General features: G+C 35.5%; 16 protein-coding genes and 1 tRNA gene. 7 read left to right on the plus strand and 10 right to left on the minus strand.

Translation table 11 applies throughout. From position 1 onward, the window contains the following. Nucleotides 1–17: 17 nt before the first annotated feature. The 8 genes from ES674_RS01625 to ES674_RS01660 all read right to left on the minus strand — a co-directional run bounded on the left by ES674_RS01625 (nt 18) and on the right by ES674_RS01660 (nt 10,733). Nucleotides 18–548 (minus strand): DsrE family protein, encoded by a 531-nt coding sequence (locus ES674_RS01625; RefSeq protein WP_148402245.1) that lies wholly within the window; start codon nt 546–548, stop codon nt 18–20. Nucleotides 549–566: 18 nt separating this feature from the next. After that, nucleotides 567–1,574, minus strand: coding sequence for an NAD-dependent epimerase/dehydratase family protein (locus tag ES674_RS01630; RefSeq protein ID WP_148402246.1), 1,008 nt, complete (start codon nt 1,572–1,574; stop codon nt 567–569). 110 nt (nt 1,575–1,684) lie between these two features. Continuing rightward, nucleotides 1,685–2,497, minus strand: coding sequence for an SDR family oxidoreductase (locus ES674_RS01635; protein WP_148402247.1), 813 nt, complete (start codon nt 2,495–2,497; stop codon nt 1,685–1,687). A gap of 112 nt (nt 2,498–2,609) precedes the next feature. Then, complete coding sequence (locus ES674_RS01640) at nt 2,610–3,683, minus strand: AOC03_06830 family ribosome hibernation factor (RefSeq protein ID WP_246125951.1); 1,074 nt, start codon at nt 3,681–3,683, stop codon at nt 2,610–2,612. Between the two features lie 100 nt (nt 3,684–3,783). After that, nucleotides 3,784–4,509: an META domain-containing protein gene (locus ES674_RS01645; protein ID WP_246125952.1), complete on the minus strand. Its 726-nt coding sequence runs from the start codon at nt 4,507–4,509 to the stop codon at nt 3,784–3,786. Nucleotides 4,510–4,767: 258 nt separating this feature from the next. Continuing rightward, nucleotides 4,768–5,253 carry a GbsR/MarR family transcriptional regulator gene (locus tag ES674_RS01650; RefSeq protein WP_148402248.1) on the minus strand — a complete coding sequence of 162 codons (486 nt, stop codon included), beginning with the start codon at nt 5,251–5,253 and terminating at the stop codon, nt 4,768–4,770. A 227-nt stretch (nt 5,254–5,480) separates the two neighbouring features. Next, nucleotides 5,481–8,801: a GEVED domain-containing protein gene (locus ES674_RS01655; RefSeq protein WP_148402249.1), complete on the minus strand. Its 3,321-nt coding sequence runs from the start codon at nt 8,799–8,801 to the stop codon at nt 5,481–5,483. Nucleotides 8,802–9,065: 264 nt separating this feature from the next. After that, on the minus strand, nt 9,066–10,733 hold the full coding sequence (locus tag ES674_RS01660; RefSeq protein ID WP_148402250.1) for a GEVED domain-containing protein: 1,668 nt from the start codon (nt 10,731–10,733) through the stop codon (nt 9,066–9,068). A gap of 704 nt (nt 10,734–11,437) precedes the next feature. Between ES674_RS01660 and ES674_RS01665 the strand changes: the two genes are divergently transcribed. The 3 genes from ES674_RS01665 to ES674_RS15350 are packed head-to-tail and all read left to right on the plus strand — an operon-like array spanning nt 11,438 to nt 12,349. Further along, nucleotides 11,438–11,836: a VOC family protein gene (locus ES674_RS01665; RefSeq protein ID WP_148402251.1), complete on the plus strand. Its 399-nt coding sequence runs from the start codon at nt 11,438–11,440 to the stop codon at nt 11,834–11,836. A 30-nt stretch (nt 11,837–11,866) separates the two neighbouring features. Then, nucleotides 11,867–12,169 carry a ribosome hibernation-promoting factor, HPF/YfiA family gene (gene hpf, locus ES674_RS01670; protein ID WP_148402252.1) on the plus strand — a complete coding sequence of 101 codons (303 nt, stop codon included), beginning with the start codon at nt 11,867–11,869 and terminating at the stop codon, nt 12,167–12,169. 30 nt (nt 12,170–12,199) lie between these two features. Further along, nucleotides 12,200–12,349, plus strand: coding sequence for a hypothetical protein (locus tag ES674_RS15350; RefSeq protein ID WP_170233940.1), 150 nt, complete (start codon nt 12,200–12,202; stop codon nt 12,347–12,349). Between the two features lie 85 nt (nt 12,350–12,434). On the opposite strand, the gene ES674_RS01675 is transcribed toward ES674_RS15350, so the two are convergent. After that, a tRNA-Leu gene (locus ES674_RS01675) sits at nt 12,435–12,516 on the minus strand. A gap of 155 nt (nt 12,517–12,671) precedes the next feature. Here ES674_RS01675 and ES674_RS01680 point away from each other — a divergent pair. The 3 genes from ES674_RS01680 (at nt 12,672) to pth (ending at nt 15,025) form a co-directional block, all read left to right on the plus strand. Further along, nucleotides 12,672–13,613: a ribose-phosphate pyrophosphokinase gene (locus ES674_RS01680; protein ID WP_148402253.1), complete on the plus strand. Its 942-nt coding sequence runs from the start codon at nt 12,672–12,674 to the stop codon at nt 13,611–13,613. A 58-nt stretch (nt 13,614–13,671) separates the two neighbouring features. Further along, nucleotides 13,672–14,316, plus strand: coding sequence for a 50S ribosomal protein L25/general stress protein Ctc (locus tag ES674_RS01685; RefSeq protein WP_148402254.1), 645 nt, complete (start codon nt 13,672–13,674; stop codon nt 14,314–14,316). 79 nt (nt 14,317–14,395) lie between these two features. Continuing rightward, nucleotides 14,396–15,025, plus strand: coding sequence for an aminoacyl-tRNA hydrolase (gene pth / locus ES674_RS01690; protein ID WP_148402255.1), 630 nt, complete (start codon nt 14,396–14,398; stop codon nt 15,023–15,025). A 53-nt stretch (nt 15,026–15,078) separates the two neighbouring features. On the opposite strand, the gene ES674_RS01695 is transcribed toward pth, so the two are convergent. Further along, entirely contained in the window at nt 15,079–18,141 is a 3,063-nt protein-coding gene (locus ES674_RS01695; RefSeq protein ID WP_148402256.1) for a reprolysin-like metallopeptidase, read from the minus strand. A 398-nt stretch (nt 18,142–18,539) separates the two neighbouring features. Here ES674_RS01695 and ES674_RS01700 point away from each other — a divergent pair, with 398 nt between their 5' ends. Further along, the gene (locus ES674_RS01700; protein WP_170233941.1) at nt 18,540–21,386 is read left to right on the plus strand and encodes a M43 family zinc metalloprotease; all 2,847 of its coding nucleotides are present in this window, start codon (nt 18,540–18,542) and stop codon (nt 21,384–21,386) included. Nucleotides 21,387–21,446: the final 60 nt, after the last annotated feature.

The raw sequence follows: 21,446 nt of genomic DNA on the forward strand, positions 1-21,446 counted from the left end.
GGTAGTGATTTTAAAAATTAATAAATAATACTATAGCCTTGCATTTCATAGGTGGGAATATCCACTAATGCTGATAATGTAAGTGTGAAATGTGAATTTAAATCCTTTTCAGGATCTATATTTTTTTCGGCAGCTGCTTGTCCGCAGAAATGAAGCGTTGTGCCGTAAGTTGCTAGTTTCTCAATCAAATCTAGATTGGGATTGGCTTCGCCGGTTTTTTTAAAATACGCATCTTTTGATAAAACAATAAGCGCGGCGGGACCACTAACTACACCTCCAATATGAATGTTATTTTTTGGAACGCCGCCATTTTCCAATAAGTTAATAATACGTGCCATTTTCCAAAGGGAAACATTAACGCCTTCCCGCTCTTTGTCTGTAGTAATATTAAAAAACAATTTATAGTGGGCTGTAGAATCTGGTTTAATGGCAACATTGTCATACTCTACAATTCTACCATAACCTTCAATAGTTGGTGTTTTCCAGCTTTGAGCATTCATATTCAATTGAATTATAACTATAAATAATATGGTAATATATCCCTTCATTCAGGTTGTTTTATAAGACTAATTAAAATAATGCTGTATGCGTTCTTTATCGTTCGTTTTTAAAGCCTCCAACGGTTCAGATTGTTTTAAAAGATACCATTTTACTAGTTTCTTAAATACGCTTGCCGCTATTTTAGTTAAAGATGAAACTTTATCAGCTTCCATTTTAAAATAATCTTCAAGTGAATCATCTCTAAAGTTAAGTATTTTTTCTAAAACATCACCATCATCATAATAACCACAATGAAAATTTTTATCGGCAAAGGCATTTTTAGGAAAATCCAGTTTGCCCAGTCCGAAAATGGCAAAAGAGCGCTCTAAAAAATGTTCGTAGATAATTCTGCAGCTTTCTCCTCCACCCAAATTGAAAATTTGTTTAAATAATTCCGTTTGCTTGGGAATAGCATTGACAAAAGCACGCGCTGTATCTCGCGGTGTAGCAATTTCTAAAGCTGTATTTAAAGGTTGATGGAACATTAATTTAGACATTTTATGATTGCCCATAATAGCAGCTAATCTAAAAATAGTCCAGTCTAAATTGCTATTTTGCAAGGCTTTTTCTGCTGCAATTTTGGTTTCCGCATAAGCATCGCCTTCACTTGGAATTAGTGGATCACCTACTTTTATATACGGATTTTTAATACGGTCGCCATACACCGAAATACTCGAGCTATACATAAAAAAGGCATTTGGCGAATGGCGTTCCAACTGCTTAATTAAATTCTGTGTACCTATGGTATTTACGTTATGAGCTAATTCCGGCAAATCATCAGCTAAAGGCGGAATAATGGCCGCTAAATGGATTACAGCATCCATATTGGTGATTTTCTCTAAATGGGAAGCATTACTAATGTCACCATAAATAAGGTCAATTTGATTTTCAAAAGGCGCCAATTTTTTAACCGATAACTTCGATTTTTTATCAAAAACGGTCACATTATAACAGCCTTTTTCAAGTAACTGTTTTAAAGCTTCAAAACCGACAGTCCCTGAAGCTCCAGTAAGTAAAACGTTTATTTTTTTCATAAATTGGTTACGTGGTTCGTAATGAATAAAGCAAACGCTATTCCAAAACTTTGTGATTCCTTTTTTTTGGCAAAACTTTATTAAAAAAACGTTTATAGACTTATTTAGGTTTAAGACATTTTCATAATATTTCGAATAACGCCACCATCCACTAGAATATCTGTTCCTGTAATAAAACGAGCCGCATCACTTGCTAAAAAAAAGACCACATCAGCAATGTCTTCCGGTTGTCCATGACGTTTTAACGGTGTCGCTTTTTTAATAAGTTCCATGCGTTCTGGGTGTTCTTGAGCCGCTTTTAAAGCCATTGGCGTTTCTATAACACCTGGAGAAACACTGACAATTCTAGCGCCTTTTTCACCCCATTTTCCAACATTTTTATGCGTTAGTAAATGTACTCCGCGCTTGGCAAAATTGTACATTAAATCGGAATCATTGTTTAAATATGGACTTATGGTTTCAAATGCTTTTGGATCTTGTGGATTTTTTAAAGCCTCATCATATACAGCATTTTCAGGAACCGTATGCGCCATCATGGAAGCCAAAAGAATGGCTACAGAATCCTGTTCAGCAATGGTATAAAAAGCATCCAATAAATAATCGGTTGCCAACAAATCTATAGTAAAAACTTTTTTTAAATCCTTTACTGTACCACTCACGCCAGCTGTATGGATAAAGGCTTTTAAGGAGCCACGATTTGAAACAAATTTTACCAGATTTTCAATATCGTTTTTATTCGTAATATCGCAGGCAATTCCAGAAGCGTCTAAACCTTCATTTTGAAGTGTTTTTATCGATTCATCCACCATTTCTTGCGAATAATCCGTAATAATTATAGGCTGATTTTTAAAGGTTCTAGCACAAGCTTGACCAATTCCACCGGCGCCACCAGTTATAACAATTAATTTATTTTGGGTTTTCATTTTTATAGGGTTTAAAGGTTAACACTAGCATTTTTGATTTGCTATATTCAAAAAAAAACTCTAGCCAAACATAATGTTACAACTAGAGTTTTTAAAATTTCAATAGGACTCTTTAGTAACGCGTAATAGCACCGAAACCATTGAATTTACTTAATTCTCCTTTTGGAAGAAAAACAACATCACCTCCAAAATTCATATTTAATTCAATCATTTCGTCAAAAATATCATCTATCACATTTTTATCTGTTCTGTGATCTTCAGTTACGTAGCTAATCTCATCATCGTCCATAATAGCAGGTTGAAAAAGGCCTTGTTCAATGAAAAGCGTTTGAATTTTACCATCTTTAATTGCTTTCCAAATCTCGTTGGTATCACTTAAAAACTTGTTATCAGAAACTGCTTTTAATAATTCAGTTTTTCTGTTGGAATTTAATTCTGAATTATGTGATTTCACTAATTTCCAAGCTTCTGTTACAATAGCGTGATCTTTTTCTGAAATTCTATTTTTATTCAAATAGGTGTTTAAAATGCTGTGTTTTTCATCTGCAATTTTTAAATACTCCGCATAATTTTCTTCTAAAGAACAGATTAAAACGGGAAGTGGATTCTCTTTTCTAATGGTATTTACGGCCTTATCCACTTGGTTAAAATATTCAGCAATCAAGCTAGATTCACGTGAAGCAACCGCAGATTCCGCTTTGTTTCTGGTGAAAAACTGCTTGTTTTCCATTGGAAACGGCGCTTTAAATTCTTGAACCACTTTATCATTTAAAGCTTCAATTAAGCGTGAATTTTCCTGACTTAAAACGAGTACATAATAATGTGCTTCCGCATGCATAGCTCTAACCAAATCGCGGGTTGCAAAGGAGTCATCTATTACCACACGGTCCGTTACTTTTATAGGTAAGCGCGTATATTCTGCCACATCATCATTTACAAAAAGCAACAAGCTATCTAAATTATGACTATGATCTATTTGCTCTACCAAAGCGTTCAATTTTTCTAATAATCCAGTGGCATTGCGCTTTGTAGTATCAGCAAGCAATCTCGTTTCCACTTCTTTAATATGATTTTTTAAAGTGATGGCATCTTTTAAAGCATCCGGATTTGTTCTGTGTGAATTCATTATGATGGTAATGCAATTTTCAGAATGAATGTTTTTTAGTTTTTTTAGTGTTGTGTTCATGTGTTTAAGTTTAAGCGATTAATGTTTATTATATTTAAAGAAGACCTTTATAAAATGTGAAGCAATTCATTAAGGCCTTAAAAATTTTTACTAATATGGATTAGTCGAAATAAATAGCCTCAAAAACGGCTAAAGGTGCGCGTTTGGCCACATTTAATGACAATACATCATCAGTTATCGTGTAATTATCTGCTAATTCAAAGACTTTTAAAAATTGAGATTCGTCAACAACTACATCAGGACAAGCCTTAAGTGTTATTCCCATATTTGAAAAACGAATCCTATTTCCATCTTCTAAAGTATAAGCACCTGTAATTTGATTACAACCTGCAAAACCAGTTACTTGACTTTCATTTGTTTTCAACATGAAATAAATTTCACGTTCTTGATTGTCCGCCATTTTAACCTCTTTACCTCCTAATATTTTAAGCTTCCAATACTTTTCAGTTATTGGATTATCATGCATTTCTGACTTTTTAAAGATTGCTAATGGTGTCATTTTCGCTTTGTTTAATTCTAAAGTATTATTGGTAATTCTAAAATTATCTGCCGTTTCAAAAACGCTTAAAATAGCTGCTTCGTCAATTTTTGAATCTGGGCAAGCCATTCTTGTAGAACCTAATTCTGAAAATGAAATTCTATTTCCATCCTCTAATTTATAGGTACCCATAAAGGTATTACATCCTGAAAAACCACTTACACGCATGGTTTTAGAATTTAACATAAAGTGAATATCTTGATCGCTTTCACCGGCATTCGTCATGTCTTGAACTTCTAATCTAGAAATTACCCATTTGGTGTTTTCAATGAATACCTCTTCTTCCATGGTAGTGTTGGCTTACATTTCTATAGTTGGTTCTGATGTTTCCATCTTATCCGTGCTTTCAGTTTTCTTGCCATTATTGCAACTCATAATAGTTACAGCAATTAAGGCTAATGTTGCTATTTTTGTTTTCATGTTTTTTGTTTTCATGTTTTTTGTTCTAGCAAAACAAATATAGTTTTAGTTCGTAACATTACGAACTATATAAGGCTAAAGTATTGTTAAAGTTTAAATGTCGGGAAATTAGGCGCTTAAAAGAATTTACTTTTCCGTTTTACGAAAATTGGCCAGAGCCTGAATAGCTTCATTAACCAAAGTTTGGGTTCTTCTTAAATAATCTTGTGTAATATTTCCGACAGATTTTTCAAGTGAAAATTTCTCCGGAAGATATGTTTTATTAAAATCATTAATTTTTTCTACCATCTCAATTTCGCGTTGAAGCGATTGATGATAAATTTCTAAAGATTCCATTTGATAATATTTGGACACTTTAAAATAGCGCTTTCTATCGCCTGGTTTTGTGTAATAGGCTAAATAACCTAATTGCGTAAGCAAATTCAAATTTACAGAAGTCGAACTTTTACTAGCAACTATAGCTTCCCGTATGGCTTCAAAGGTTAATCCTTCATAAGACGATAAGGTAAGTAAGGCGTAAATTCTCGAAGCTAAAGGTGATATATGAAGTCGCGCTTCCATGCGGATTCCAATTTCTTCAATAAGCTTATTTTTTTCTGTATTAAATGTCATACCAAACAAAAGTATGTTTAGTTCACAACATTACGAACTAAACGGTGGTAAATTTTTGTTATTTTTTAGATAGTCGTTGAATTCCAAATTATTTGACAGTTATTATTGAAGTTATACAGATAAAAAACCATTCAAAAACTAAATTGATTTTACGTAAAAAAAAACCGCCTCGAATTGAGGCGGTTTTGGTATTTATGAAGAACAATAATTTCTTCTATTTACTACAATTAGTTCTTAACGACTCTAAATGTATGTGATTCGCCAGCGTGTTTAAGTGTTACCAAATACAGACCAGACGTTAAAGCATGATTTACTGAAACCGATACTTTACTGTTATTTACAGACAATGTATTATTAAAAACTTGTCTTCCTGCCATATCCGAAATATTCACCTCAACTTGCTCTCCATTTAATGAAGGTGCGTGAATATAGAATGTTCCATCGTTTATTGGGTTTGGATACAAACGTGCTTCAGCTAACTTAAAGTTATCATCAACACTCATGGCACCTGTAACTTCAATCGTATAATCTTCAGTTTCACCGTAGACTTGACTTTCATCACAAGCCATATCCCAAGTAGCGGTAGCGACCGATACTGCTGCTACACGAACTCTCATTCTGTATTCTCCAATAGCTAAACCTACAGGAATAGCAATATCTTCGGTTAAAACTTGAGCACTTCCTGTTCCAATATAAAAGAATTCATCTTGATCAAAAGATCCATTATCGTTAAAATCAATCCAAACAGAAACTGATTCATTCGCGAATCCGTCTCCTACGGTTACTGATATAGGATATGTATCACCAGAAAGAACTCCGGCAACCATACCTGTAAAGTCTCCATATCCATTAGGACTACAAGTTGTGGTATTGTCAATCTCTTGGAAGGTAACATTTAATATATTATCTCCATCACTACAATCTAACGTTGGCGTACAATAAAGCGTCACAGCCGAAGTTGTAAAGGTCGCAATCGCCGAATAGCTAGTCTCAACTGAAATAGTGCAAGTTACTTCTAATCTCCACTCAATATCAATTCCACGTACAGAAGAAGCTGTTGCGGTAAAAGCAGCATAACTAGTCTCAAGACCTCCTTCATTTACCCATCCTGCGCTATTTGTATTGGATTGCCACTGATAGGTTAATCCATTTCCAGTAGTATAGCCTGTAGCGGTAACGGTATAGCTAGACCCAGCATTACCTGTTACAGGGTTCACAATTGCTATACCTCCATCTGGCGTACCTGAACAATCTGAAGCTACTTCTACTAAAATAGTATAATCCTCTGCCTGACCAAAACCTGCTGCATTACATGGAGCAGCTACAGAATTAAATTTCTTCATAACACGCATTGTGGTATTTCCTAACATTGCGGATGCTGGAACAGCAATGGAACCAACAGATGAAATTGCATCTTCACCAGTAGATCCAACAATATCTGGAAGCGTGTACATTTCTTCAGAACCTACAGCATTATCAAAAACGCCATCCTGATTCCAGTCAATATAAACTACAATTTTTGATGTAAATCCACCATCTGTATTTCCTTTGATTTCAATTGGATACATTTCCCCTTGAAAGACAGAAGCCATTAGCGAGGTAAAATCCTCTAAAGCTGGACTTCCACCAACTACCGCGCTAGTCGTATTATCTATGCCACCAAAATTCACATAAGTAATGGGCTCAACGGCAGAAGGAAAATTAACATTACAATAGGTAACTGCGGTAGTAAAAGTTGCCACACTAGAAGTTGCAGACTCAGATGAAATTGTACAGGTAGTAATCAACCTCCACTCTACATCTATTTCAATCATAGCAGGTGCAGTTGCAGTAAATGCAGCATATTGTGTTAAAAGAACGCCTTCATCAACCCAACCGGCTCCATCGGTATTTGATTGCCACTGATACGTCAATCCATTTCCTAAAGTTAATCCCGAGGCAGAAACGGTATATGTACTATTAATATTCCCAACGGAAGGACTTACAGACGCTATACCTGCATCAGGAGTTCCTGAACAATCTTGTGAGGCTCCTACTAAAACGGTATAATCTTCAATTTCTCCATAACTAAAAGTTCCACAAGGGTTAGGCGTAGATTCATTCCAACCAACCTTAACTCGCATACGCGTATTTCCAAGAACTGCGTCCGTTGGAACCGTAATATCCATGGTGTGTGGTCCAACACTAGAGGTACCAGGAGCAATTGTATAAACCTCTCCTGCATCATCTAAAGTACCATTTTGGTTCCAGTCGATAAACGCATAAACGAAATCATCGCTATCAGCTGTAATTGTTACCGAAATTTGATTAGGAGAACCTTGCATCACGCTTCCAATTTGTGCCGTAAAATTATTATATCCAGCATGGGCAGTTGTGGTATTGTTAATACCTGCATATGTAACATTAGCTATATTTTCAAAAGTTGTACTACCACCTGCCGCTTCACAATACGAAATTGCAACAGTAAAAGTGGCTACATCCGAATAAGCTGTATCTGTTGTAGCTACGCAAGTCGAAGCCAATCTCCACTCCACAACATCCCCAAGTTGGGTAGGAGCTGTTGCAGTGTAAGCCGCGTATCCAGTTGTAGCAGCTCCTTCATCTATCCAGCCTGCACTGTTAGTATTGGATTGCCATTGAAAAGAAATCCCAGGTGCTCCTGAAGTTCCTTGCGCTGATACAGTATATGTAGAACCTTCATTACCACTTGCTGGATTGACTATGGTAATTCCAGCGTCAGGAATCCCATTACAATCTGGTAGAAGTGGGCCATAAACAGTAAACGCTAAGGCATTAAAATCGGTACCAGCAGTCAGAACATTTAAATCCAACCAGCTTGCGTCCGAGCCAAATAGAGCTTGCGGATCAGACAATTTAGGTAAAGCACCGTTTATATCATTAGATGTGATCCAATTAAATCGTGCTGAACTAGTAGGTCCATTAATTTTAGCCGCTATAACTACCCAGTAGTTTCCTGCCGCCAAGGTAAGAACGTTTCCTAGAGCTTCTTCAATATCAAAAGTAACAATGTAAACTGGAAAGAACCCGTCTTCTTCAATTTTCTCATAGGATAGGCCAGCATCAGGACCATTAACAGCATCCCAGTTAAGATCTAATTCAAGTATAGCAGGATTGGGACCACTTGGATAACCCGCTGGCGCTCCGCCAGTATCTGCATATACATAAAGTTGAAAACCGCCTAAAACTGATTCTAGTCCCGCTGTATCATTTCCAAAACCCTGGAATTGCATCAGATGCACATCGGTTTCTGCAGTTAAAGCGAAATCATCAGCAGAATAAGCTCCAGAATCTATGGGTATATAATAATCCGAGACAATTCCGTTTCCACCACCTTCTACTTGTTCGAAAATAACAGTGTTATTGTCACCAGCTCCACGGTAAAAGTTTCCTGAATTGTGACTTAAGTTTTGAGTACCACGAATCGTTGTTTGTTTAGACGAAAGTTGTAAATCGATTTGAGCATTACTTGGAACCCACATGAGTGTGGAAACCACGGTAGCTAAAAATAGCATTGTAATTTTTTTCATAATACATTCATTTTAAATTGATTAAATTAATAGCTTACTATTTTTCAAATTCGAAATTATGTTAATAATCAAGCCTTTCGAAGGTGCCTATAAAGCTATCCATTTGGAGTGGATATAAAATTGCGCATTTGAAACTAGCACATGAAATTAGTGAATCTTTTTGAAGCTACCAAAAACATATTTAGAGTTAGCATAAAAAAACCGTCTCAAATTGAGACGGTTATGATATTTAAGAAGAACAATAATTTCTTCTATTTACTAAAATTAATTCTTAACAACTCTAAATGTATGTTGTTGGCCAGCATGTTTAAGCGTTACCAAATAAAGACCTGACGTTAAAGCATTATTGACAGAAACTGTTACTTTGCTATTGTTTACGGATAGTTTATTGTTAAAAACTTGTCTTCCTGCCATATCAGTAATATTTACTTCTACTTGCTCCCCATTTAATGTTGGTGCGTGAATGTAGAATGCGCCATCATTTATTGGATTAGGATATAAACGTGTTCCTGATAGTTTAAAGTTGTCATCAACACTCATAGCTGGATCTACAACTTCCACGGTATAATCTTCAGCTTGACCATAACCTGACACATTACATGGAGCAGCCGCAGTACTAAACCTCTTCATAACACGCATAGTGGTATTTCCTAACATTGCAGATGTTGGAACCGCAATAGAACCTGTAGATGAAATTGCATCTTCACCAGTAGATCCATAAATATCAGGAAGCGCATACATTTCATTAGAACCAACGGCATTATCAAAAACGCCATCTTGATTCCAGTCCACATAAACCATAATTTTTGATGTGAAACTGCCATCTGTATTTCCTTTAATTTCTATAGGATAGCTTGATCCTTGATCTACAGAAGCTATTTGAGAGGTGAAATTCTCTAAAGCTGGACTTCCACCAACCGCAGCACTAGTAGTATTGTCTATATCGGCAAAATTTACATACGTAATTGGCTCTACCGCAGAAGGGAATTGAACATCACAATATGTAATTGCTACAGTAAATGTGGCTATATCAGAAGTAGCTACATCTCCTGTAGATACACAGGTAGAAATCAATCTCCATGAAACTTCATCCCCAATCTGGGCAGGAGCTGTTGCAGTGTACGCCATATATGAATTTGAAGCAGTTCCTTCATCTATCCAGCCTGCGCCGTTAGTATTGGATTGCCATTGAAAAGAAATCCCTGGTGCTCCAGAAATTCCTTGAGCCGTTACAGTATAGTTAGAACCCGCATTTCCAGTTGCTGGATTAACTATTGTAACTCCCGCATTAGGCATACCACTACAATCACTAGAGGCTATACAATCTCCGAAAAAAGAAATAATTCCATCAGATACTTCGTCATATCCATCAATGGGGTCTGAACTACCAACCCAAGTTGTCCCATTTAAGTAATAAATTTCATTTGGCGTATTAGTGTCTGTGGTAATTTCCATAAAAGCATCGGCTCCTACATGATTAACTGTTACACCAACCCAAAATACGCTTGCACTACCATTACCGGTAAAAGTAAATGGCGTTATTAAATCAACGTCTACTTCAAGACGATCGAAAGAGCCAAAAACTAAACCTAAATTATTAATTGTAGTTGGTGCAAGCAAAGGAGTTGATCCTATTTCTGCTCCAGGTCCGTTACCAGAAGCGGAATCCTCATAAAAACGCAGTGTAACCCCGTCTAAAGTAACACCTGTATTTACCATCACATTTAATTGAACACTGTTCAATGTGAAGGAGTCAACGCCACTCAAGGCCAAATCATTTGCAAATATTAGGGTTTTAAGGTTACCATAACCATTCTCGGCCACTGCGGTTGCCAAAGTCTCTTGGGAGCATGACTGCGTTTGCGCAATACTTGAGGTCCAAAATAGCGTGGCACCTAGGGTTGCAATAAATAACATAGTAATTTTCTTCATAATACATTAATTTTAAATTGATTAAATTAAAAGCTTGGTAATTTTCAAACCGAATTTGGCTTTATCCATCAACTCCTTCAAGTGATTCTAAAAGTGATACATTATTTTGTATCCCAAATTGCGAATTTGAAATTAACATAACTTTTTGAAGCTACCAAATTAAAATTAGGTTTAGCATAAAAAACCGCCTCAAATTGAGACGGTTTAGATGTTTCCAAAGAAAAATCAATGTTTTCTATTTAATTTCTCACTAAAATCAGTTTTTAATTAAGCGGAACGAATGTTGTTTGCCCGAATGTTTTAGAGTTACTAAATACAAATTAGACTTTAAAGCGTCATTTACTGAAACAGCAACTTTGTTATCATTTACAGATAATTTATTATTAAAAATTTGTCTTCGTAACATATCAGTACTAGTATATAGACAAAGTTGTGCATTCTAAACTAATTGTGAAACCTCCTTGACCTGCACTCCTTTTATAAGACGAAAGAACAAAGAAATATTTCGAGAACTTAATAAAACAGAACTGTTTCATTCTAATTATAAAAAAACGAATTAAATTAAGGATGAACGTACTTAATTTTATGAAATAGTAATTTCTCCATAATTTTTGAGTAGTTGAATTTCATTAGAATCAATAATTATAGTATTTGAATTAAAAGACGCGACAAATGCGACTTATCTTTAGAGAAAACCAATAATTATGAATGTACAAGCATATTTAGCCTTTAATGGCAATTGTCAAGAAGCACTTAATTTTTATGGCAAATTATTTAATGCCGAAATTAAAAATCGTCAAACCTATCAAGATAGAGAAATAGATATTCCATCCTCGTACAGGGAAAAACTACAGCATGCCGAACTAAAAGGAAAAGGCATACACTTTATGGCTTATGATGCCTCTCCAGACACGCCCATAAATCATGGCAACCAAATTCACATGAGTGTCGATATTGCAGATAAAGGCGAAGCTGAAAATATATTCAATCAACTTTCTAAAAGTGGGAAAATACATCATAACTTTAAAGCGCGCAAATGGGGATATTTTGGCAGATGTACGGATCAATTCGGTATTAATTGGATGGTTAATTGCGATAATTAATCAATAGTACTAATAAATAAAAATAAAACTATGCAAATAATTTTTGAATACCACGATGTGGCATCTAGTCAAGATTTAGAAAATATAGCTCAAGAAAAGTTAGAACAATTGGGCACAAAATATGATATGGTTATTCGGGCGGACGTTTTCTTTAAAACAGAGAACACAACATCCGATGAGACTGGAAAAATATGTAATATTAGATTAAGTCTTCCAGGACCAAGATTGTTCGCAGAAGCGAGTCACGGTAACTTTAGAGATTCAATTTCAGAATCAGTAAAAGATTTAGAACGTCAATTACAGAAGGTTAAGGAAAAAATGAAAACGTATTAATGATTCAGTTTAATTCTTAAAAATATAATTATGGTAAAGACATTGTTATTAGGTGCCGCGTCCATTTTAATGCCCGGCAGAAAAGCGAAAATTGTTTTAGTAGGTTTACAATTTGGATATTTAGCCTATAAGATACTTCAGAATAAAAACAAAACCGAACATGTACGTGTTAGGAGATAAGTTTTTAATAAAAATAAAAGCCATCCTTCCTGAACTTAAATATAAAGCAATAAAAAAGCCTTAACAAATTTGTTAAGGCTTTTTGTACTCAAGGCGGGAATCGAACCCGCACGTCTTGCGACATTGGATTTTGAATCCAACGTGTCTACCAATTCCACCACTTGAGCATACTTATTTTAAGTAGACCGCAAAATTAGAAAATAAAATGCTTCTAACAATTAAAAATACTACCTTTTATGCTTTTGGAGTTGAAATAAATTCCTAAATTTGCACCTCGTTAAAGTAGCGATATTATAAATCGTTACCATACAACCAATTAGATATGCCAAACGTTCACACAGAAGCCAAGATTTTTACCTGTACGCAAAGTAAAGTATTATCGCAGAAAATTGCTGATGCTTTTGGTATTCCTATGGGTAACGTTATAACCTCAACCTATAGCGATGGGGAATTTCAACCATCATATGAAGAGTCTATTCGCGGTACGCGTGTTTTCATTATCGGATCTACAAATCCTGGTGCTGAAAATTTAATGGAAATGTTACTAATGATTGATGCTGCTAAACGTGCATCAGCCAGACATATTACAGCTGTTTTACCATATTTTGGTTGGGCAAGACAAGATAGAAAAGACAAACCTCGTGTGCCAATTGCTGCAAAACTAGTTGCAAAAATGCTAGAAGCTGCAGGCGCAACACGTATTATAACCATGGATTTGCACGCGGATCAAATTCAAGGTTTTTTTGAAAAACCAGTAGATCACTTATTTGCATCGACTATTTTTCTTCCGTATTTAAAAAGTTTAAAACTTGATAATCTAACCATTGCTTCACCAGATATGGGTGGTTCAAAAAGAGCCTATGCCTATTCTAAAGCATTAGAAAGTGATGTAGTTATCTGTTATAAGCAGCGTGCCAAAGCGAATGTTATTTCCTATATGGAATTAATTGGTGATGTAAAAGGTAAAAACGTTGTATTAGTTGATGATATGGTGGATACCGCCGGAACATTAACTAAAGCTGCCGATTTAATGATGGAGCGTGGTGCCTTAAGTGTTCGTGCCATTTGTACGCATCCTATTTTATCTGGGAATGCTTATGAGCGTTTAGAAAATTCTAAATTAGAAGAATTAATTGTAACCGATTCAATTCCTTTAAAACAAGAAAGTTCTAAAATTCGCGTATTAACCTGTGCTAATTTATTTGCTGAAGTGATGCAGAATGTTCACTACAACAAATCTATTAGTTCAAAATTTGTCATGTAGTATTTTAAGTTTAATACTACCAAAATTAGAATATTAATAATAACTATATATTTAAACAATGAAGTCAATTACAATCAACGGATCTCAAAGAGAAAGCGTGGGCAAAAAAGCAACAAAAGCCTTACGTAATGCTGGCCAGGTACCTTGCGTATTATACGGAGGTGACAAACCAGTACATTTTAATGCAGAAGAAATCGCATTTTCAAAACTGGTTTATACGCCTAATGCGCATACAGTAATGATTTCTTTAGACAATGGTGTAGAATTTAATGCCATATTACAAGATATTCAACTTCACCCAGTTACGGATAGAATCTTACATATCGATTTCTACCAATTATTTGAAGACAAGGCAATTTCAATGGAAATTCCTGTACGTTTTGTAGGAAATTCTAAAGGTGTTAAAGCTGGTGGTGTTTTACGTAAAAACGCACGTAAATTACGTGTGAAAGCTTTACCAAGTGATTTACCTGATTTTATTGAAATCGATATTACAGATTTAAAAATTGGTGCTAAATTATATGTTACAGCTTTAGAAAACGAAGCTTACAAAATTATGCATACTGATAACACAGTTGTTTGTCAAATTAAACGTGCAAGAGCTGCTATGGCCGTTGCTATTGATGAAGACGAAGAAGATCTTGAAGAAGGTGCTGAAGCAACTGAAGGAACAGACGCTCCAGAAGCAGAAGGTCAAGAATAAACCTTTTCTTTTAGAGAACTTATATAAAAGCATTCTGATTATTCAGGATGCTTTTTTTATTTTTATTTACATTTGAAGTATGATTAGATTCTTCAATATCTTTAAGAAACGGGAAACGTTTAAAATAGACGAAACTGATAGTATGAAAAAATTTCTGATTGTAGGTTTAGGAAATATTGGCGCACAATATCACCACACCCGACATAATATAGGTTTTAAAGTATTAGATTTTTTTGCCGACAAAGAAAGCCTAACCTTCACAACCGATAAATTAGGCGATGTGACTACCTATAAATTTAAAGGACGCACCTTTATATTCCTGAAGCCAAGTACTTTTATGAATTTAAGCGGGAAATCCGTTTTATATTGGCTAACCAAAGAGAAAATTCCTTTGGAAAACCTATTGGTTATTACAGACGATTTAAATTTACCCTTTGGAAGCATTCGCGTTAAAACAAAAGGTAGCGATGGCGGCCACAACGGACTCAAAGATATTCAAGATAAGCTGAACACATCCACTTACAACAGATTTCGGTTTGGTATAAGCGACGAATTTAGCCAAGGCCGACAAGTAGACTACGTACTTGGTGACTGGACAGAAGACGAAAACAAACTCTTACCTGAACGCTTGGAAAAAGCTATGGAACTCATAAAATCATTTGGAACAGCTGGCATGAATAATACCATGAATAGTTTTAATGGGAAATAAAAAAGGAAGTCTAAACGACTTCCTTTTTATTATAATTCTATAAAATAAGAATCTTACTTAACAAGTATTTTCTTGGTTGTGGTTTTAAAACCATCTGAAACTTGTAATAAATACATTCCAGCTTCTACGTTACCTAAATTGATAACTTCATTAAAGCCTGAAACGTTTGTATAATCATTGGCGTAAACGCTTCGTCCTCTAATATCAAAAACAGCTACAGAAACATTTTGAGTTGCACCAGGTATTTTAATATTAAATGTTCCGTTGTTTGGGTTTGGATACACGCTAAATTCTGAAGCCGTAAACTCACCAACAGATAATGAAGCCATTACATTTACTGTATAATCTTCTACTTCCGCATCATGTCCATTTTCGCAAGCTAATGGAAATTGATTTGCACCTGGATTCGTATACTTGGTAGTAACACGCATTATGGTATTTCCTAAAGTTGCGTTTGTAGGCACAACCACTGCTAGCGGTGAATTGGCTGAAAGCATATTCGAATTGGATGGGCTTCCAGGATTGGTACCTAAATTATATTGCTCTCCTGGATCATCAAAACTACAGTTTTGATTCCAGTCAATCCATACGTACGTTATAGTTTGGTAATTACCATCTGGATTATAATAAACAGATAGATTGTAATTACTATCTCTATTCACATCTGTAGAAATCGCCGTATAATCGCTATAACCAGAAGGCTTTCCAGTATTTAAATTACTAATGGTATTGAAAATAACGCCTTGTGTGCTAGTTCCATAAGTTGTATCAGCAACAGATGCACAAACACCATTATTAACCGTTAAATTAACCATTACTTCTTTAAAGGATGATTGAGCAGCTCCTGTAACAGTAATTACATATTGTCCTTCCGCAACACCACCTAAATTTGAAACTACCATATTAAAAGTTCCACTTGTAGTCATACTTGATGGCGAAAATACTACAACACTTCCTGCTGGATTTCCACTAGCTGAAAAGTTAGTAGTTTCAGAAAAACCACCTATTGCTGTATAATTAAATTCATAAGTTACCGTCGTGCTTCCACATGTACCTTGATTTCCATTTGTATTGCTGTATATAAAGGTAGGTGAATCACTTATTAATGAAAAGTTTGTGCTAGAAACAGCGTAGTAAATATTGCCTACAGCTTCTACCATAATTCTAGCTGTTGAAGAAATAAAACTGGGAACAACAACATCATAAGAACCATTATTTGGAACGTTGGCCGCCAAAACAGTATCAAAGCTCACGCCGTTGTTAGTAGATAATAAGATATTTACATTACTCGTGTTAATACCATTAGCATCTGTACCAGCAACATTCCAAGTTACGGTTTCTGTTTCACCATCTACCCAAATAATACCTGTTGCGCTTTGTGATGTAACCACAAAAGGACCTGCTGTACCATTAACGGTAACAGACATTAAATCAGCGTCTGTTTGGCCAATTCCTGCAGGAAAACCACTACCGTTATCTCTAACCATAAATGCGAATTCCATATTACGCGCTACAGAAGGTGTCACTTCCCAAGTTGGCGTTAAATTACCCGCTACAACATCACTCAATTTTGGCATATAACGATTTGGAGAAATCGTTGGCAAAATAGAACGGTATAACGGACCTTGAGTCCAAGTAGATTGTGGCGACCCACTTCCAGGTGCCATTTCTGGATCGTTTTGACTCCAGTTATATGTTAATGACGTTAAGCCATCCGGGTCCGTAGCTACACCTTTTAATACGTAAGCCGTGCTTTTTGGAATGATGTAATCTGCTCCTGCATTTGCAACAGGTGGCTGATTTGCTAAAGCTGTTTCAACATCACATGTGCTACTAACACCTGTTTGAATATTTCCTGAAATATCACGAATATTCACATAATTAAAATGCGCATCACTATTATTTTGAACATTGGTGGCGCAAATACCAGCATATCCCATGATTGAACTTCCTGAAGCTGGTTCCACCTCAGAAATACCGTTCCCAGATCTGCTGCACGTATTCATAGTGTGGTATCCATTAAATTGGTGTCCCATTTCATGTGCCACATAATCAATATCAAATGCATCACCTGTTGGATTTGCTCTTCCCGTGTACCCTCTTCCTTTATGAAAATTATTTTGACTTTGACTAGAACAAACACAACCTAAACAGCCAGCGCTTCCACCACCTGATGTATTAAAATTATGGCCAATATCATAATTATTAACGCCAATAACAGCATCTAGTGTTTGCGCTGTTTTCGTATTAAATTCACCAGTCCAAGGATCTGTTGCTGGATTTAAATATATAACTTCATCATTATTAGCTACAAAAATAAGTGTTATAGCTAAATCGCGCTCATAAATTTCGTTAACACGGTTAATTGTTAAAGTCATTTGCGCTTGAACATTTGCCTTCTGCTGTGCAATACTTCCCGTTCCAGCAAAAATTTGTCCATATTCCCCATTACAAGATTGCGCTAATCTGTAGGTTCTTAATTTTCTATCGTCTATGTCCGCGCGACTAGTAGAACGCTCGTTTGATAAAGATCCTAAATCGATATTTTCATCTACCAAACATTCAAAACCTTGTAAGTCTTGACCTAAAGAACTTCTACTATAAACCATATAGGAATTTCTATTTTCGGTGTATGGGTCTATATAAATGGAGCTTCTTTTTCCAGATAATATCATACCATGGAATCCAAATTGCGTAATACTAAAACGCATAGTAGCCGTTGGATCATCAATACCCACTGCTTTATAGGTTTTAATCATAGGATATTTATCCGCCAAAGCTTGTTCCATCATTGGTGATTCGGAAACCATAAATTTCTCAAAATCGCCTTCTGGTGTTGGAAATTCGATAACAACATTTGAAACTCTTGACGTTTCACTTCGTAAGGGTGCATTTTGCATTGCCGATTTAAAGGCTTCAACGTCTAAATTAAAAACTTTAAATTCCGAAGGATTTGAAGCACGATTTACTTTAGGCGCAGTTCTTAAAGTTTCTTCTGATGCTTTACTCCAATATTTGGCGTTTTTTTGTGCAAATGCCATCGGACCAAACATTAAAGCTACTGTTAGAAGCAGTAGTTTGCTATTTTTGAAATAGTTAGATGTAGTCTTTTTCATATAATTAAGTTTTTTTTAATAATGGTTAATTTAACCATTATTACGGCATTGACATGATTTTTGATTTAATATTTATTAATTATTTTGAATTTCATTCTAAAAACGACAGTTTTAATAGCTTTTTAGTGTTTATATTTCATTATTCTGAATTTCCGTAAAATCACGCAGATTTATTTATTTTTAATACTATATTTAGGCTGTTTTTCGGTAAAATTCGAGTGTCCTCAAGTATCTGGAGCAGCCCGTATTTGCTATATTATTTTTTAATTTCCTAACAAAAATCATAAAACAAAATGCTATTTCGCAACAAATAGTTCCAAGCAGTTATTATTTGCTAATATTTTAGTTATTTTTACTGCAAACAATTATTCAATTTAATTCCTTTTAAAATGTTTACTATGAAACAAAACAACTTTAAACTAGTCTGGTTACTTCTAGTCCTTATGGGTGTATCCAGCCTGTATGCACAGCAAAAAAAATCGACATTCTCGTCGGTTTCGGAGCAGCCACTGCAGTTAACTATGGAAAATCAGAGACATTTTGATGAAACTGGTTTTGTAAGATGTGCCACTGTAGAAGTGGAAGCATTACGCAAACAAAACAATCCGAATATTCAAACAACGGAAGAATTCGAAAATTGGTTAGCGCCTTTAGTTGAAGCACGTTTACAGCGTGTGGCTGCCGAAAAAGCAAATGGAACTTACAGAAATGCGGTAGTTAATATTCCTATTATTTTTCACGTACTTGCAGGATCTGCAGGTGATGTTCATGATTTATCTGCAGCTCGTATTCAAGCGCAAATAGATCAATTAAATTTAGATTTCAATAACCTTTCTGGTAGCACAAATACTGCAGCAGAAAGCGCAGAAATAAACTTTATTCCAGCTGTTGTAGATCCAGATGGTAATGTATTGGCCGAACCTGGAATTGACAGAAATTATGGTTATACTGGCGCCCTGACTACAGGACAATTAAACGGTACAATTAAACCAGCTACAATCTGGGATCGTTCTTTATATGCTAATGTTTGGACTGCCAATTTAGGAGGCGGTTTATTAGGTTACGCTCAATTTCCATCAAACTCTACGCTTCCAGGAATGGATGCAAACGGTGGTTCTGCTCTTACAGATGGTGTTGTAATTCTTTCTGGAAGTGTTGGCTCTGTAGCTAACCCAGGAACTGCAGCTCCATATAATAAGGGACGTACATTAACGCATGAAATGGGTCACTGGATTGGTTTAAGACACATTTGGGGAGATTCTACTTGTGGAAACGACTTTTGTGCAGATACGCCACAAAGTACAGGAGCAAACTTTGGTTGTGTTACAAATAACCAAACGACTTGTGATGGTATTAGAGACATGGTTGAAAACTACATGGATTATTCAGATGATGGTTGTATGAATATTTTTACATTCGATCAAGTTAATAGAATAATAACTGTTCTTGAAAACGCCACGGGAATTTCAAATTTACCGAACTCTACAACTGGTAATGCTGATCCTGTTATTGCTTTTAGCAATCCTACTTTAAGTGAAATGGAAGATACAGATTGTATTTCTAGAGACATCAATATTCCTGTTTCAATAGGTATTGGTGCATCAGCAACGGCTACAGTAACTTTTTCTTTAAGCGGTACGGCAACAAACATGATGGATTATGAACTACTTACGCCAAGCGTTACGTTTGCAGCGGGTTCTAATGCACCACAAAACTTAACATTACGCATTTTTGAAGATGGTTTTGTTGAAACAGATGAAACTATTATTGTGAATATGACATTAGCAACAACAGGTGATGCTGAATTAGCAACCAACGGTTCTCAAACATTAACCTTTACAATTCTTGATGATGATTTTGCGCCTACTTCTGGTACAATAACGACTTTGATAGATGATAGTTTTGAAACTTATACCGATTTCGCTATCGATAATATTGGCGATTGGCTTACGTTAGATTTAGACGGATTAGGTACATACGCTTCTGTTGATTCTCCAACATATCCAAATGCTTTTGCTGAAATGGCATTTCAGATTTACAATCCATCTACAACTACACCTGCACCGTCTTCAAATTCTGATGGAACTGGTGCCGATACTGAAACGCGTAACTTTAACCCACGTACAGGTTCTAAATATGCTGGATCATGGGCTGGAAGTCCAGAAGGCGGTATTACTGCCAACGATGATTGGTTAATTTCTCCAGTTTTATCTTTAGGAGCTTCAGGAAGTTCAGTTAAGTTTTATGTAAAATCTTTATCAAACTCCTATGGATTGGAAAATTATAATGTTGGTGTTTATGTGGGTTCAGGTGTTCCAACTGCAAGTAGCAACTTTACATTAATATCTTCTGCGGTAGAAACAGCTCCTTATGGAACTTGGACCGAAGTAAGTTACAATCTTTCAGCTTACAGCAATCAAGATATCAGAATTGGTATCCACAACATATCTTCAGATGTTTACTTATTTATGGTAGATGACTTTAGCGCGGTGACATTAGTTGAAAACGCGGTTCAAACTGCTGTAAATTCAGCAACAGCTGCTAATATGCAAGTTACAGGGACTGGTGATGCTTATGCTTATGATAGTGCTTCAGGTAACATTATGGCTAGATTACAAAACAACGATAGTTTCAACTATGGTTGTTCAAATATTTCTGTAGTACGTGCAGGTCAAGGATCTCAACTATATGAAAGTCCAACTCCTGAAGACTTTGTAATGGCTAAATCTTTTAATATTACTACAGATACTCCAAACGCATCTGGAAATGTTACGGGCACTTTCTATTTTACAGAAGCTGAGATCGCTGGATGGGAAGCTGCAAGTGGTAATTCAAGAGCAGACCTTTACATTTTAAGAGAAGTAAATGGTACGCTTCAAGAAATTGTAGCTGCAACTGTTGGTAGTTTTGGTAGCAATGTTACAGTGGAAGCTAATCTTAATGGACTTAACGGTACGTTTTATTTCGGACCTTTAAGCGCTTCGTTAAGCGTAAATGACAACATGCTAAACAACTTTAGTATGTATCCAAACCCTGTTACAAACCAATTAACTATTAAAGCTGCAAACAACGTATTGCCTGACAGCTATGTTGTTTACAATATGCTTGGTCAAGTTGTTTTTAGCAAAGAGGTTAATAACGAATCAGATTTATTAATAAACACATCTGATTTAAGTAATGGTATGTATTTCATTAGACTAAATCAGCAGTCTGGTCAAATTTCTTTACCATTTATTAAGAAATAAAAACGTTTATTTTAAAACTTAAAAGCGGATTGGTATTTATATCAATCCGCTTTTCTATTT

The organism is Bizionia myxarmorum (assembly GCF_008086205.1).
Lineage (GTDB): Bacteria > Bacteroidota > Bacteroidia > Flavobacteriales > Flavobacteriaceae > Algorimicrobium > Algorimicrobium myxarmorum.